Here is a 14,427-nt window from a genome sequence, read left to right on the forward strand (position 1 = left end):
GCTATAAAGGGGATTCCCAAAAATGTGAAAAAAAAGCTAATTCAGCAACTAAATTCTAGTTTTCTTTCTCCGACAGCTGGCTGTTATAAAGCTCCTTGTAATAACCGTCTACAGCCAACAATCCGTGGTGTTTCCCTTCCTGTATGATACGCCCTTCTTCCAGTACTATAATCTTATCGGCATTCTTAGCCGAGGAAACCCGGTGACTGACGATCAGTGTAGTTCTGTCCTGGGAAGCTCTTTTAAGATTGTTTAATATTTCTTCTTCGGTCTCCGTGTCAACCGCGGAAAGACAATCGTCAAAAAGATAGATCCTGGGACTTTTCAGCAAGGCCCTGGCGATAGATACCCGTTGTTTCTGTCCACCACTTAGGGTAATACCCCTTTCTCCTAATACTGTGTCATATCCGTTGGTAAAGCCCATGATATTGTCATGAACGACGGCCATTTTTGCCACTTCCACGATCTCCTCTTCAGTGGCGTCTTCTTTCCCGAACATAATATTATTCCGGATGCTGTCAGAAAAAAGGAAAGCGTCCTGTGGAACGGCTCCCAGGGAAGAGCGAAGGGCTTCAAGGTTCAGGGAAGTGATTGGCCTGTCGTCCAGGCGGATCTCCCCGGAACTCACATCGTATAAGCGGGCAACAAGGTCTAGTATGGTCGATTTTCCCGATCCCGTTTTCCCCAGTATGGCTACGGTCTCACCTGGATTCACGCTGAAGGATATATCTTTGAGGGCGGTGATATTAGTGTCTTCGTAGGTAAAGCTCACCTTGTCAAAAGTGATCTTCCCATGGATCTCATCCTCTTCATGCGAATGATTCTGTATGCTGGGCTGCTCGTGTAAAAATTCATTGATACGTTTCTGGGAGGCTTCCGCCCGCTGAACGATAGAGGTGAGCCAACCTACTATAGCCACCGGCCAGGTGAGCATGTTAACGTAAAGGATGAATTCGGCAATGGTACCTACAGATTCTATCTCACCGTTAATGTACTGCATCCCCCCAACATAAATCACAAAGATGTTACTGATACCTATCAGGAGGATCATCAGCGGGAAGAACCAGGCCTGTACCTTGGCGAGGTCCATACTTTTATTTTTACCGTCTTCAGCCAACAGGGTAGCTTCCTGGTTTACCTGGGATTCCAGGCTATATGCTTTTATAACCGCAACACCGGAAAAGGATTCTTGTGCAAAAGTAGACAGGGTAGACAGGAATTGCTGAACCTTGGTGCTGCGTAAATGAATGATCCTGCTGATCCAGTAGATCAATACCGATAATACGGGCAAGGGAACCAGGGCGTAGAAAGCGATGGTTGGCGCTTTGATAAACATAAGGGGGATAAGACAGACAAACAGGGTCAGGGTCTGTATCCCGTACATAATAGCCGGGCCGGCGTATTGCCGCACCTGTCCCACATCCTCGCTGATGCGGTTCATCAGGTCACCGGTGCGGTTCTTTTTATAAAAATTGAGACTCAGTAACTGGTAATGATCAAAAACCTCGTTCTTAAGATCGTATTCAATATATCGCGACACATTGATGATAGTCTGCCGCATCAGGAATGTAAAAAAACCTGAAAGAAGTGCCGCTCCAACAATGATCAGGATGTATTCTAACAGCATGGACCTGGCCGCCTCCTCATTCAATTCATTGGCGACGTAACCTTCTACCACCTGGATAGACTTATTCACGTAGGATGGCATTACCAGCTGGAAGACACGTGCAATAATGGTGATGATCACCCCCATTAAAAGTTTAAACCAGTATTTCCTGAAATATTTATTTAAATGTTTGAGCTCCTTCATGTAAGCTTTTAGCTAGTGGATAGGTTGTATTACGGCACGTTCGCAAAGATATGTCTTCGGGATCAAACCCAATGTTATAAAACTAATAAGATACTCCGTTTCATGGTCAATTATTCCCGCTATATTCTTATTTTTGCCCCTCAATAAAATGTAATTCACAGGCTAAAGTTCTTTTAAATGTTAACAAGGAGGCACATTCGGGTAAAGGTTATGCAATGCATTTATGCCCTTACCCAGTCCAAGGAAGAATCCCTGGACAAACAGGAAAAATTTTTAGCCCTGAGTATTAAGAATACTTATACCCTATACCTCCTTATGCTAAGCCTGCTCAAGGAGCTTCACACCATGGCTGCTGAGAAGGTAGAGCGTTCTTCTAATAAATACTTGCAGGACGAAGCAGAAAATGTACCCGATAGGGAAAAGTTTGTAAAGAACAGGTTGTTGCTCCGAATCGCCAATAATGAAGCATTGGAAGAGGAACTGAAAAAACGCAAACTCAAGAACTGGTACTACCACGAAGAATACGTCCGCATTTTGCTGAAGAAAATAGAGGAGAGTCCTTTTTATAAGGAATATATGTCTGCTGCTTCGAGCGACTTTGAGTCGGACAAAGAGCTGGTGGCCGAACTGTTCAAGGAAGTGATCGCTCCCAACGACCAGATCTACGAGTATTTCGAGGATGACCAGCTAACCTGGGTCGATGATCTGCCCCTGGTAAACACATCTTTATTAAAGTTGCTGAAAAAGGCTAAACCGGACCATTTTGATTCCTATTTCCTGCCCAAGCTGATGAAGGACCAGGAAGACATGGATTTTGCTAAAAAATTATTGGTCAAGACGCTGCTTAACAACGCCTCCCTGGTCAAGGAAATTGAAGGTAAAACCCCTAATTGGGATAAGGACCGGATCGCGGAAATTGACGCGGTATTGCTGAAAATGGCAATATCCGAATTACTGAATTTCCCATCTATACCGGAACGTGTTACCATCAATGAATACCTGGAGATTGCAAAGGAGTATTCAACCCCCAAAAGCAGTATTTTCATTAACGGTATACTGGATAAATTGGTGAAAGAATACAAAAGCGAGGGGAAACTTAAGAAAATAGGACGTGGGTTGTTGTAAAAATATTGTGTAATTTTGGCGCTAAATTTAAATCGAGTTGTGATGAAAAAAGTATTTCTAAGCTTGGCCATAGCTTCTGTAATGGTCATGGTTTCCTGTAAAGAGGATGCCTCCAGTAAAGTAAATTCTGATAAGGCCGAAGTTGCTGCCCAAAGGGACGAAGCCGGGAAAAACCTTCCGGTGATGAGCTTTGATAAGCAGGAACACGATTTTGGTGCTATCGAAATGGGGACTCCTCAAGAGACTACCTTCACCTTTACTAATACCGGGAATGCCCCGCTGATCATTACTGACGCCAAGAGTAGCTGTGGATGTACAGTACCTGAATATCCGAAAAATACGCCGATCGCTCCAGGAGAGTCTGGATCAATGTTGGTGAAGTTTAACGGATCAGGGATGAACCAGGTCACTAAGACTATTACGGTTACGGCCAATACTGCACAGGGATCAGAGATGCTGCGTATCAAGGCATTCGTCAACCCGAAAGACGCAAACGCGGCCCAGGGCCCGATCAAATAATTACGCGAATAATTAAACCAATTAAAAACAGACAATGGGTGATATAGGACAGTTTCTTCCTATGATCTTGATCTTCGTGGTGGCATATTTCTTTATGATCCGCCCGCAGATGAAACGTCAGAAAGACGAAAAGAGATTTGTGGAAGCATTGAAAAAAGGAGATAAAATAATTACTAAGAGCGGGATGCACGGGAAGATCGTGGAACTCAATGATAATGATTTTTCATGTATCATCGAGACCATGGCCGGAAGGTTAAAGTACGATCGCTCTGCTATCTCCATGGAGATGAGTAAAAAACTGAACCCTCCCAAGGAAAAAGAGAAATAGACCCGGTACGCCAGGTTAAAAAACACCGCCATTGAGCGGTGTTTTTTATTTATGGCCTGTACTTATCGTGAAGCCCGATTCCTTTCCGGATCATGGGTAAACTTTTTTCCAGCCTGTTCAGTTTAGTCTTTTCCTGCTTGGCCGTGTCTATGTGTTCACAGTATTCTCTCTGTTTATAGGGGCTCAACTTTTCAAAAGTCGCCTTTAGCTCCGCATCTCGCTCCAGGGCTTCCTTAAGCAGGGCAGGGATAATGGTTTTTTGGGAACGTTCCGGTTTCCATTCTAATCCTTTAACCTGGTTTTCAACAGCTTCTTTCATGTATCCCAGTACCGCCGCCTCGTTGATCTGGTCTGCACCGGTAAACTTCCAGTGCCGCATGGCCTTCGTCTTTTCCTGCCCAGTCTGTAATACTTCTAAAGGATCTTTAAGGTAAACGCCGTTAAAGAACCATAGTCCAAAATGCTCTTTAAAAGCCATGATTCCAAAGATGTTCTTACCATTGGTGGTATATACCGGCGCCCCCCATTTAAGCGTTTCTTCCGCCCCCGTTTTAAGGGCAAGTTCACGCAAAATACCTATGGCTTCCTTAAAAGGTTGTTCCTTTTCAAAATAAGCTTCAATTTTTCCCGACTTCTCCATTGCTTAGGATTTCTTAGCAGTAAGTTCGCAAATTCTGACGATAACATCAACAGCTTTCTGCATGCTTTCCAGGGGCACATATTCATATTTGCCATGGAAATTGTGACCGCCGGCAAAGATATTCGGGCAGGGTAGACCCATGTAGCTGAGTTGAGATCCGTCTGTACCTCCCCGGATGGGTTTTATTATTGGGGTGATACCCAGTGATTCCATCGCTTCTTTAGCAGTTTCGACAATATGGAAGACCGGTTCTATCTTTTCTTTCATATTGTAATACTGGTCCTTGATCTCCAGCTCGATAGCGTTATCGTATTTATGGTTGAGTTCTGCTGTGACCCTTTTTAATAATTTCTTACGTTTTTTAAACAAGGTACTGTCGTGGTCCCTGATGATCATCTGGGCAGAAGCCTGTTCTATATCTCCCGATATACTGCTCAGGTGGTAAAAACCTTCCCTGCCGGTGGTGAATTCGGGCACTTCGTATTCAGGCAAACAGCTGAGTAATTCGTTCAGTATCCTGCTGGCATTTACCATCTTGCCCTTAGCATAGCCCGGGTGTACGCTTTTCCCTTTTATAAAAATCTTTACACCGGCGGCATTAAAGTTCTCGTATTCTAATTCTCCAATTGTGCTACCGTCCATGGTATAGGCCCATTGGGCACCAAAAGCTTTGACATCAAATTTATGGGCACCCCTGCCGATCTCCTCGTCGGGGGTAAAACCAACCCTGACCTTTCCGTGTTCGATCTCCGGGTGTTGTAACATGTATTCCATAGCGGAGACGATCTCGGTAATCCCGGCCTTATCGTCAGCTCCCAGTAAGGTGGTACCATCTGTTACCACGAGGGTCTGACCTTTGTAACGGAGCATTTCCTCGAAATAAGACGGGGAAAGGATAATATTCTTTTCCTTGTTGAGAACGATATCCTTACCGTCATAATCACGGATTACCTGGGGATTTACCCCTGCGCCAGTAAAGTCAGGGCTGGTATCAAAATGCGATATAAAACCGATCACAGGTACCTCTTTATCGGTGGTGGCCGGCAGCGTAGCCATGATATAGGCGTTTTCATCAATGGTAACATCCTGCATACCTATACGCTGCAGTTCCTCGGCCAGGTAATTGGCCAGTTCCCATTGTTTCTCGGTACTGGGAGTAGTATCCGATTCCGGGTCGCTCTCAGTATCCATCCTTACATAAGTCAGGAAACGCTCAAGTATATGCTCCATTTGCTTCGTTTTTGCGTAAAGGTAAATATTTGGAAGCGCAGGTCAAACAGGGAATATTTTAGGAAATTTCATACAAATTGAGCCACTATATCCTGATAATTACTACCTTGCTTATAACTAACAACCTTAAAAACAAACTATTATGAAGGCAAAAATTACTTTCCTGACGGCATTCCTCTTCCTTATGGGTGCCTTTATACAGGCCCAGGTTTCAGGTACAGTCGTCGACGAAGAAGGAGCTCCCTTGCCTGGCGCATCGGTAGTAAAACAAGGGACTACCATTGGGACTACCACGGATTTTGATGGGAATTTTACGCTAGACCAAGTGGCGGTGGGAGAAACGATCGTTGTCTCTTATATCGGGTACGAAACTAAGCGCGTCCGGGTCACAGGGACCACCATGACCATCACGCTGACCTCCGGGGTAGCTCTATCCGAAGTGGTCATCGTGGGCTCAAGAAACCCTAACCGTACCGCAACAGAAAGTACGGTGCCGGTAGATGTTATCGATGTTAAACAGCTGAGCGATGTTGCGCCCCAGGTAAACCTGAACCAGATCCTGAATTACGTGGCACCCTCTTTTACCTCTAATACCCAGACCATCTCGGATGGTACGGACCATATTGACCCGGCCTCGCTGAGGGGACTCGGCCCGGACCAGGTCCTGGTGCTGATCAACGGGAAAAGAAGGCATACTTCCTCGCTTATTAACGTAAACGGAACATTTGGTCGGGGTAGTGTAGGTACAGACCTTAATGCAATTCCTGCTGTAGCTATACAACGGATAGAAGTGCTAAGAGACGGTGCAGCCGCACAATACGGTTCTGATGCCATTGCCGGAGTTATCAATATTGTATTGAATAAAGAAGTGAACGAGTTACAGGTAACAGCCACTACGGGAGCAAACTTTACCAAGAATGCCAATGACCAGACTGGGGGTGTTGACGGAGAGACCACCAACATCGCTGCCAGTTATGGTTTACCTCTTGGGGATAATGGAGGATTTGTAACCTTCTCAGGAGATTTTGATGTTCGGGACGATTACAGCCGTATGGAAGAATGGGAAGGCGATATCTTTAACCTTTACAATACTGTAGAACGTTTTGCCCGTGCTGATGGATATGATACATCCCTGCTCCTTGACGATGACGTGAACGATGTTATACAATATGCCAACCAGGCCGGAATTAACCTGAACGGGGCATCGACCAAGGCCGAACTCCAGCCTATCCTGTCCGCAGACAATACCTCGGCCGAATTATCGGCAAGGGGACAGGTTCGCAGTGATTACAATATGAGGGTAGGCCAGTCTTCTTTAAGAGGTGGCCGACTCTTTACTAATTTAGTATTGCCCCTTGATGATGCAGGCACAGCCATCTATGCTTTCGGAGGGATCAGTTCACGGACAGGTAATTCTGCCGGGTTCTATCGTTTACCCAACCAGAGCAGGACCTATACACCGGCTTACCCTAACGGGTTCTTACCAGAAATAAATTCTAATATTAAGGACCAATCACTATCCGCAGGTATACGGGGTAATATAGGAGACTGGGCTGTAGATTTCAGTAATACCTATGGTAAAAATGAATTCCAATATACTATTGGGAATACATTTAATGCCTCCTTGCAGAACGCTTCGCCCACCACTTTTGATGCCGGTGGCTTCTCATTTTTACAGAATACTACCAACCTGGATATTACCCAGTTTTTTGAAGATATGCTGAATGGGCTTAATATCGCTTTTGGAGCGGAATACCGATTTGAGGAATATGAAATCGTAGCAGGCGAAGAAGCCTCATATGCCCAGTATACAGCTAACGGGCAGGTAGTGCGACTCGCTTCGCAAACGCCGGCACAGGATTTCTTCGGAAACTCCAGGCCCGGAGGGTCACAGGTTTTCCCCGGTTTTAGCCCTACAAATGAATTAGCCCGGGGAAGAAGTAGCATTGCGGGGTATTTTGATATTGAAGCCGACTTTTCAGATGATTTCCTGATGAGCTTTGCTACCAGGTTTGAGAACTACAGCGACTTTGGCTCGACCATTAATTTTAAACTTGCGTCTCGCTACAAGGTTACAGAGAATTTTAATATAAGAGGTGCGGTCAATACCGGCTTCAGAGCGCCTTCCCTGCACCAGATCAACTTTAATTCCACTTCTACCATTTTCGATAACCTGGGGAATCCCCAGGAAGTGGGAACTTTTGCCAATGACAGTCGAGCCGCAAACCTGCTGGGTATTCCGGAACTGAAGGAAGAAACCTCCAGGAGTGTAAGCCTCGGTTTGACCAGCAACATTCCAGATGCCAACTTATCAATCACGGTTGACGGATATTTTGTGCGTATCAATGACCGCGTGGTATATACCGGGCAATTCCAGGGACCGGGGACGGGAACAGAACTGGATAACCTGTTACGGCAGGCCAATGCTACGGCAGCTTCGTTTTTTGCCAACGCGATCGATACAGAGTCTAAGGGACTGGATATAGTTTTAACTCACAATGCGACATTATGGGATGGATGGCGACTGCGCTCTGATTTAGCAGGGACATTCTCTAAGACCAAAAAAGTTGGGGATATCAATGCCTCTGATGTATTGAGAAATGCCGGCTTGGTCGATACCTATTTTCCTGAAGACAGCCGTGTTTACCTGGAAGAAGCCGTTCCGAGAACAAAGATCAACCTCAGTAACAGCCTGAGTTCAGATGCTTTTGTTTTCTTCCTTAGAAACGTGTATTTCGGAGAGGTGACAGAGGCCACTACCATAGTGGAAAACCAACAGGTATTCGGCACTAAACTGGTCACCGATATATCTGTCGGATATAAGGCTACGCCGATGCTGACTCTCACCGTTGGAGCGAATAATGTATTTGATATCTACCCGGACCGGGCAGACCCTGATTTTGGGAATCGCAGCTCAGGTAGGTTCGACTGGTCCCGACGCGCACAGCAGTTCGGAATTGGTGGACGTTTTCTCTTTGCCAGGGTGAATTATACGATTAAATAATCAAGTCTCATAAGATTGCCACAGGCTGTCCTTCCCGGGGCAGCCTTTTTTATATGGCAAATCAGATATCCTCCGTATCTTGCCCTGGTAAATAGCATTGGCCTTTTAATATGACTATAAATCTTCAACGCTGCAGGCATACCGTACTCATAGCTCTTACGCTGCTTGTTTCCAATTTTATTATGAGCCAAGAACAGGATTGTACCCTGGGGATAGGTGGGAAGGATACATCACTCATCGTACAGGTTTTCCAATTAAACAAGGAGCAGCAGCTAAAACTGGAGGAATGGTCAGGGGAATACCAGTTGATTTAGAAAGATCACCGGGACAGGGTTAAGGAATTGTTCGATACGCATCCACAGGAGACCCCTTCAGAATTGTTGAAGATGTCAGAAAAATTTACCTCACTCAAGGAGGAGCTGCTAACGGCTTCCAAAGCAATAGACCAGAAATTACTGGGTATTTTTAACGACCGTCAATATATGCGATATGTAGAGCTCTGTGAAGAAGTAGCCCGTAGGCCGATGCAGCGAGCTGAATAGCGCCTTATTTCCGGCAGTGTTTCATTTTAGAGGCTGAAGCAAGTATGAATAGGTCTAAGTTTGTATTTTTGCTCAAAGCTGACAAACCACCATGTATAAATCGATAATCCGGCCCCTCTTCTTTCTTTTTGACCCGGAATCCATCCACCATTTTACCTTCCGATTGATTAAAGTGCTTTCTAAACTTGGATTTGGTTCCCTTTTCAGGACCATGTACGAGGTCAAAGATCCGCTATTACAGAGAGAGGTTTTTGGATTGCGTTTTAAAAACCCGGTTGGCCTGGCCGCGGGATTTGATAAGGATGCCCTGCTGTACCGTGAACTGGGGAATTTCGGATTCGGTTTTGTCGAGATCGGGACACTGACACCTAAACCACAAGCCGGTAATCCTAAAAAAAGGCTGTTCCGCCTGAAAGCCGACCATGCCCTGATCAATCGCATGGGATTCAATAATGGGGGTGTAAAGGATGCTGCTGCCCGTCTTAGAAAGGATCCGCGGATATTGGTCGGGGGGAATATCGGGAAGAATAAGGTGACCCCCAATGAGAAAGCCATGGATGATTATCTCTATTGCTTCCGGGAACTATTCTCAAAGGTGGATTACTTTGCCGTTAATGTCAGTTCACCGAATACCCCTGGATTACGCGAATTACAGGATAAGGCCCCGCTAACAGCCCTGTTAAAAGGCTTGCGACAAGAGAATTCAAAGCTGTCCGCTGCTCAGCAAGTGGATGAAAAACCCATACTCCTTAAGATCGCACCAGACCTGACAGATTCTCAATTACTGGACATTATAGACATTGTTTCCGAAACAGGAATTCAAGGCGTAATCGCCACCAATACTACCCTGGACCGAAGCGAGCTGAAATCGGCCGAAGCGCTGCGATCAGAAAAGGGCGGGCTTAGTGGAGCACCTTTAGGAGAAAGGAGTACAGAAGTTATCCGCTTCCTGCATACCCGGAGTAAGGGTGCTTTCCCGATCATCGGGGTAGGAGGGATTCATTCAGCAGAAGATGCACTCCAGAAACTGGAGGCAGGAGCATCCCTGATACAACTATGGACGGGATTTGTTTATGAAGGACCGGCGCTGGTGAAAAAGATAAATAAGGCAATCCTACAGGCAAAAGCCTAGGCCATGAACTTTGAGATCCTCACTGCTTTTGTGTTCGCTACTGCGGCCCTGGCCATTGCTCCGGGCCCGGATAATATCTATGTGCTGACCCAAAGCATCGCACACGGTCGGAAGTTTGGCCTGGCGACAACTGCGGGTCTTATTTCCGGTTGTCTCGTACATACCACATTGCTGGCTTTTGGAGTCTCCGTAGTGATCCGGAAAAACGAGGATCTGTATTTCATTATCAAATTATTTGGAGCATTTTACCTGTTCTACCTGGCCTGGATGGTGTTCAGGGCAAATGCTGATATCCGGCTCGATGCAGCTGCCGTTCCAAAGAAATCCTTAATGCAGCTCTTCAGGCAGGGTTTCATCATGAATGTACTCAACCCCAAAGTGACGATCTTTTTCCTGGCTTTTTTCCCGGGTTTCCTTTTCAGCAGATCAATAGACCTAGTATACCAGTTCTATATCCTTGGTTTCATATTCATGGCGGTTTCCTTCGTGATTTTTGGAGCACTGGCCCTCTTGGCGGGTAGTATCTCGGGCTACCTAAGATCTCATCGCGGTACGGGGATTATACTGAAATGGCTTCAGATACTGGTTTTTACCGGGATAGGGGTGTGGCTGTTAATTTCAGGGAATTAGTACTACTTTTGAGAAAGCAAAGAAAGCCATATGCCGGATAAGGTAAAGATCATAGAATGCCCGAGGGATGCCATGCAGGGGATAAAGACATTTATCCCGACCCCGGAGAAAATTTATTACCTGCAATCACTGCTCAATTGCGGATTCGACACCATAGATTTCGGTAGCTTTGTCTCCCCAAAGGCAATTCCGCAGATGGCGGATACGGCTGAAGTTCTGGCCGGGCTGGACCTGGGACGTACGCAAAGCAAACTCCTGGCGATTGTCGCTAATGTGCGGGGCGCCGAAGATGCCAGTGTTCACCCGGAGATCAATTACCTGGGATACCCTTTCTCTATATCTGAGAATTTCCAGATGCGGAATACGCATAAGACCATTGCCCAGTCCATAGAGGTGTTACAACAGATCCTCGAGATTGCCGACCAAAGTGGGAAGGAAGTCGTGACTTATATATCCATGGGTTTTGGGAATCCCTATGGTGATCCCTGGAATGTGGAAATCGTTGGTGAATGGACACAGAAACTTGCTGCAATGGGGGTAAAGATCCTATCTCTTTCCGATACTGTGGGTAGTGCAAGCCCGGCGGATATAGATTACCTTTTTTCGAACTTAATCCCGGAATATCCCGGAGTCGAATTCGGGGCTCACCTCCATACCAATCCTATGAAATGGCATGAGAAAATTGATGCTGCCTATAAAGCAGGCTGCCGGAGGTTTGATGGGGCCATACAAGGTTTTGGAGGCTGTCCTATGGCTAAGGATGAACTTACCGGGAATATGCCGACAGAGAAGATGTTATCCTATTTCACTACAGCTAAAGCCGATACCGGTGTTAAGTGGATGGCCTTTGAAACGGCTCATAATAAGGCTACTGACCTCTTTTCTAAATACCACTAATATTTTTATTTAAATTAATTCTAAATAAAGTTTGAAGGTTTTTTTTCCTGCTATATATTTGCAGCTCGAACATTATTTAAAATCAATCTAAATATAAATAGATGAAGAGAAATCTTTTTCCAGCCTTACTTTTAAGCGGTATTCTATTGACCTCTTGCAGCAATGATGATGATAATAATCCAATTGATCAGCAAGTTAATGCTCCTGCTACTTATTCCTTTGAAAGGGAGGGTGCATCAACTGTTGATTTTAACGGTCAAACCACTCGTTTACTGATGGGGGAGGCGCTTTCCGGTGCATTGACAGATCCTACTGAAACTGCTGCGTCCCTACAGGCCATGTACGCCCATGAAGCCGGGGTTGAAAATTTTGAAAATCCTGATCTGAATACTTCCAATAAGAATTTAAAGTCCAAAACTGCAGCTTCGGCTGATTTTTATGCTTCCAACACTGCAGACCAGTTTGATGTCCGTGCAGATTTTGATAGCTGGATAGATGCTCAGGCCTCCGAGGTTTTTCCAAGGTGGAATGCTGCAGCCGCTCCAGGAACTGCAGGACAGATCGCTGATGGGTCATCCACTCGCTATGTCTCCGGACAAGGGCTGGAGTATAACCAGATGGTGATAAAAGGACTGATCGGTGCGGTGATGACAGACCAGGCACTGAATAATTATCTGAGCGCAACTGTATTGGACGAGGCAGGAAACGTTGCTGATAATGATGCAGGGATTACCGCAGAAGGCAAGAATTATACTAATATGGAGCATAAATGGGATGAGGCGTACGGATATGTATTCGGGCTGAATGCAGATCCTGCTAATCCCAATAATGATCTCGGGGCTGATAGTTTTCTGAATAAGTACTTGGGGCGAGTAGAAGGCGACAGCGATTTTGCCGGGATTTCTGCAGATATTTTTGAGGCCTTCAAATTAGGAAGAGCAGCTATAGTTGCTGGGAATTACGAGGTGCGTGATGCCCAGGCCGAAATTATCCGTGAAAAAATATCAGAAATCGTAGGAATTCGGTCGGTGTATTACTTAATCCAGGCAAAAGCTATCCTGGAGCAACCACAACCGGCTTACGGAACCGTTTTCCATGATCTTTCTGAGGCGTATGGCTTTATCTACAGCCTACAGTTTACACGTAAACCCGGGACCATGGAGCCGTATTTCAGCAGGACCGAAGTACAGGCCATGCTCAACGATCTTATGGATGACGGTGCCAATGGCTTGTGGAATGTTCAGCCACAGACCTTACAGGATATTGCAGATAACATAGCTGCACGCTTTGATTTTTCTGTAACCGAAGCAGGTAGCTGAAATGATAGTTTTTGAGTTAGTTAGGTTTTTAAGTTGAAGATGGGAAAAGGGACACTTGATTTTCCAAATGGGTGTTCCCTTCCCTATCTTTGCAAATCGAAATAAATATGATACGTAGACCGATGAAAAGAATTATACCGAGTTTAATCTTATTGGTTTCCATCTGGGCATGTTCGTCTGATTCAGCAGGAGAGCCACAGGTAGAACCGCAACCGGAACCGGTGAGTTTTGAGCGAAGCGAGATGCTGGAAAACTGGGCTGATAATATAATCCTGCCATCGTACCAGGATTTCAGTGCCAGGCTCAATACGATGAATGCTATTTATATCGATTTTAAATCTAACCCTTCCGAGGAGCAATTACAGAAATTACGCGATGCCTGGTTAGATGCTTATTTGGGGTGGCAGGCTGTAGCCATGTTCGAGATCGGCCCGGCCGAAACCGTTGGGTATCGCTTGGCTATGAATACTTACCCTACAGACGCCGTTACCTTGGAAGAATTTCTTGCTACGGGTTCCTATGACCTCAGTCTGCCGGCAAACCGCGATGTTAAGGGATTCCCGGCACTGGACTACCTCATAAATGGCCTTGCTACCTCAGATTCACAAATCGTAGCCCGATACCAGGGAGCTGACCAGCAAGCACACTTTGATTATATCGATGCGGTAATTCAAGACATGCAGTCGCTCACCACCCAGGTGATACAGGGATGGGAGGGAGGATTCCGTGATGCATTTGTCGCAAATGACGGTGCCTCCGCAACCGCATCTACAGACCGCATGGTTAATGATTTTATCTTTTATTACGAAAAACACCTGCGTGCAGGAAAAATGGGGATTCCCCTGGGTGTGTTTACGGGATCCAAGGCACCGCAGACTCTGGAAGCTTATTACAGGACAGCGGTTGGTAAAGAACTCTTCCTTGCTGCCACGGTAGCCGTCCAGGATTTCTTTAACGGGAAACACTACGGGAAATCAGCTTTCGGAAAAAGCCTGGCATCTTACCTGCAGGATTTAAATTCACTTAAGGATGGGGCGGCGCTTGACGAGATCATCAATGAGCAACTAGACCTGGCGATGGAACAGGTTAATGCCCTGGGCGATTTTCGTACAGAAATAGAAAATAATGACCCTCCTCGAGCCATGTTGCTGGCATATGATGAAGTACAGAGGGTAGTTCCCTTATTCAAGGTGGATATGGTTTCTGCCATGAGTATCAGTGTTGATTTTGTAGATGCTGACGGGGATTAAC

At 45.8% G+C, this 14,427-nt stretch carries 14 protein-coding genes; 11 read left to right on the forward strand and 3 right to left on the reverse strand.

Annotated features, from left to right (window positions below):
* Positions 1-55: 55 nt before the first annotated feature.
* On the reverse strand, positions 56-1,810 hold the full coding sequence (locus PP178_RS13150; RefSeq protein WP_272594819.1) for an ABC transporter ATP-binding protein: 1,755 nt from the start codon (positions 1,808-1,810) through the stop codon (positions 56-58).
* Between the two features lie 210 nt (positions 1,811-2,020).
* Between PP178_RS13150 and nusB the strand changes: the two genes are divergently transcribed.
* From nusB to yajC, 3 genes are read left to right on the forward strand one after another with little or no spacing between them, the layout of a single operon-like run.
* The gene (nusB, locus tag PP178_RS13155; protein WP_272594820.1) at positions 2,021-2,935 is read left to right on the forward strand and encodes a transcription antitermination factor NusB; all 915 of its coding nucleotides are present in this window, start codon (positions 2,021-2,023) and stop codon (positions 2,933-2,935) included.
* A gap of 42 nt (positions 2,936-2,977) precedes the next feature.
* Positions 2,978-3,454, forward strand: coding sequence for a DUF1573 domain-containing protein (locus PP178_RS13160; protein ID WP_272594821.1), 477 nt, complete (start codon positions 2,978-2,980; stop codon positions 3,452-3,454).
* Positions 3,455-3,488: 34 nt separating this feature from the next.
* Positions 3,489-3,782: a preprotein translocase subunit YajC gene (yajC, locus tag PP178_RS13165; protein ID WP_272594822.1), complete on the forward strand. Its 294-nt coding sequence runs from the start codon at positions 3,489-3,491 to the stop codon at positions 3,780-3,782.
* A 49-nt stretch (positions 3,783-3,831) separates the two neighbouring features.
* On the opposite strand, the gene PP178_RS13170 is transcribed toward yajC, so the two are convergent.
* Positions 3,832-4,422, reverse strand: coding sequence for a YdeI/OmpD-associated family protein (locus PP178_RS13170; RefSeq protein WP_272594823.1), 591 nt, complete (start codon positions 4,420-4,422; stop codon positions 3,832-3,834).
* Positions 4,423-4,425: 3 nt separating this feature from the next.
* A complete protein-coding gene (gene pepT / locus PP178_RS13175) occupies positions 4,426-5,652 on the reverse strand; it encodes a peptidase T (RefSeq protein ID WP_272594824.1) in 1,227 nt (408 codons plus the stop codon).
* A gap of 142 nt (positions 5,653-5,794) precedes the next feature.
* Here pepT and PP178_RS13180 point away from each other — a divergent pair, with 142 nt between their 5' ends.
* The 8 genes from PP178_RS13180 to PP178_RS13215 all read left to right on the forward strand — a co-directional run bounded on the left by PP178_RS13180 (position 5,795) and on the right by PP178_RS13215 (position 14,426).
* Positions 5,795-8,656 carry a TonB-dependent receptor gene (locus tag PP178_RS13180; RefSeq protein WP_272594825.1) on the forward strand — a complete coding sequence of 954 codons (2,862 nt, stop codon included), beginning with the start codon at positions 5,795-5,797 and terminating at the stop codon, positions 8,654-8,656.
* A 182-nt stretch (positions 8,657-8,838) separates the two neighbouring features.
* Positions 8,839-8,970, forward strand: coding sequence for a hypothetical protein (locus PP178_RS13185; protein WP_272594826.1), 132 nt, complete (start codon positions 8,839-8,841; stop codon positions 8,968-8,970).
* A 72-nt stretch (positions 8,971-9,042) separates the two neighbouring features.
* Entirely contained in the window at positions 9,043-9,198 is a 156-nt protein-coding gene (locus PP178_RS13190) for a hypothetical protein (RefSeq protein ID WP_272594827.1), read from the forward strand.
* 91 nt (positions 9,199-9,289) lie between these two features.
* Positions 9,290-10,330 (forward strand): quinone-dependent dihydroorotate dehydrogenase, encoded by a 1,041-nt coding sequence (locus tag PP178_RS13195; protein WP_272594828.1) that lies wholly within the window; start codon positions 9,290-9,292, stop codon positions 10,328-10,330.
* 3 nt (positions 10,331-10,333) lie between these two features.
* Positions 10,334-10,960, forward strand: a complete 627-nt coding sequence (locus tag PP178_RS13200; RefSeq protein ID WP_272594829.1) for a LysE family translocator — start codon at positions 10,334-10,336, stop codon at positions 10,958-10,960.
* A 30-nt stretch (positions 10,961-10,990) separates the two neighbouring features.
* Positions 10,991-11,857, forward strand: a complete 867-nt coding sequence (locus PP178_RS13205) for a hydroxymethylglutaryl-CoA lyase (protein WP_272594830.1) — start codon at positions 10,991-10,993, stop codon at positions 11,855-11,857.
* A 101-nt stretch (positions 11,858-11,958) separates the two neighbouring features.
* A complete protein-coding gene (locus tag PP178_RS13210) occupies positions 11,959-13,176 on the forward strand; it encodes a DUF4856 domain-containing protein (protein WP_272594831.1) in 1,218 nt (405 codons plus the stop codon).
* A gap of 122 nt (positions 13,177-13,298) precedes the next feature.
* Positions 13,299-14,426: an imelysin family protein gene (locus PP178_RS13215; protein ID WP_272594832.1), complete on the forward strand. Its 1,128-nt coding sequence runs from the start codon at positions 13,299-13,301 to the stop codon at positions 14,424-14,426.
* Position 14,427: the final 1 nt, after the last annotated feature.

This window comes from Zeaxanthinibacter sp. PT1, from assembly GCF_028464225.1.
GTDB lineage: Bacteria > Bacteroidota > Bacteroidia > Flavobacteriales > Flavobacteriaceae > Zeaxanthinibacter.

Bases quoted from the DNA above. Each gene is read 5' to 3' on its own strand.
- yajC (WP_272594822.1), top strand. From the start codon at position 3,489: ATGGGTGATATAGGACAGTTTCTTCCTATGATCTTGATCTTCGTGGTG.
- nusB (WP_272594820.1), top strand. From the start codon at position 2,021: ATGCAATGCATTTATGCCCTTACCCAGTCCAAGGAAGAATCCCTGGAC.
- PP178_RS13210 (WP_272594831.1), top strand. From the start codon at position 11,959: ATGAAGAGAAATCTTTTTCCAGCCTTACTTTTAAGCGGTATTCTATTG.
- PP178_RS13195 (WP_272594828.1), top strand. From the start codon at position 9,290: ATGTATAAATCGATAATCCGGCCCCTCTTCTTTCTTTTTGACCCGGAA.
- PP178_RS13160 (WP_272594821.1), top strand. From the start codon at position 2,978: ATGAAAAAAGTATTTCTAAGCTTGGCCATAGCTTCTGTAATGGTCATG.
- PP178_RS13150 (WP_272594819.1), bottom strand. From the start codon at position 1,810: ATGAAGGAGCTCAAACATTTAAATAAATATTTCAGGAAATACTGGTTT.
- PP178_RS13200 (WP_272594829.1), top strand. From the start codon at position 10,334: ATGAACTTTGAGATCCTCACTGCTTTTGTGTTCGCTACTGCGGCCCTG.
- PP178_RS13215 (WP_272594832.1), top strand. From the start codon at position 13,299: ATGAAAAGAATTATACCGAGTTTAATCTTATTGGTTTCCATCTGGGCA.
- PP178_RS13185 (WP_272594826.1), top strand. From the start codon at position 8,839: ATGAGCCAAGAACAGGATTGTACCCTGGGGATAGGTGGGAAGGATACA.
- PP178_RS13205 (WP_272594830.1), top strand. From the start codon at position 10,991: ATGCCGGATAAGGTAAAGATCATAGAATGCCCGAGGGATGCCATGCAG.
- PP178_RS13190 (WP_272594827.1), top strand. From the start codon at position 9,043: ATGTCAGAAAAATTTACCTCACTCAAGGAGGAGCTGCTAACGGCTTCC.
- PP178_RS13180 (WP_272594825.1), top strand. From the start codon at position 5,795: ATGAAGGCAAAAATTACTTTCCTGACGGCATTCCTCTTCCTTATGGGT.
- PP178_RS13170 (WP_272594823.1), bottom strand. From the start codon at position 4,422: ATGGAGAAGTCGGGAAAAATTGAAGCTTATTTTGAAAAGGAACAACCT.
- pepT (WP_272594824.1), bottom strand. From the start codon at position 5,652: ATGGAGCATATACTTGAGCGTTTCCTGACTTATGTAAGGATGGATACT.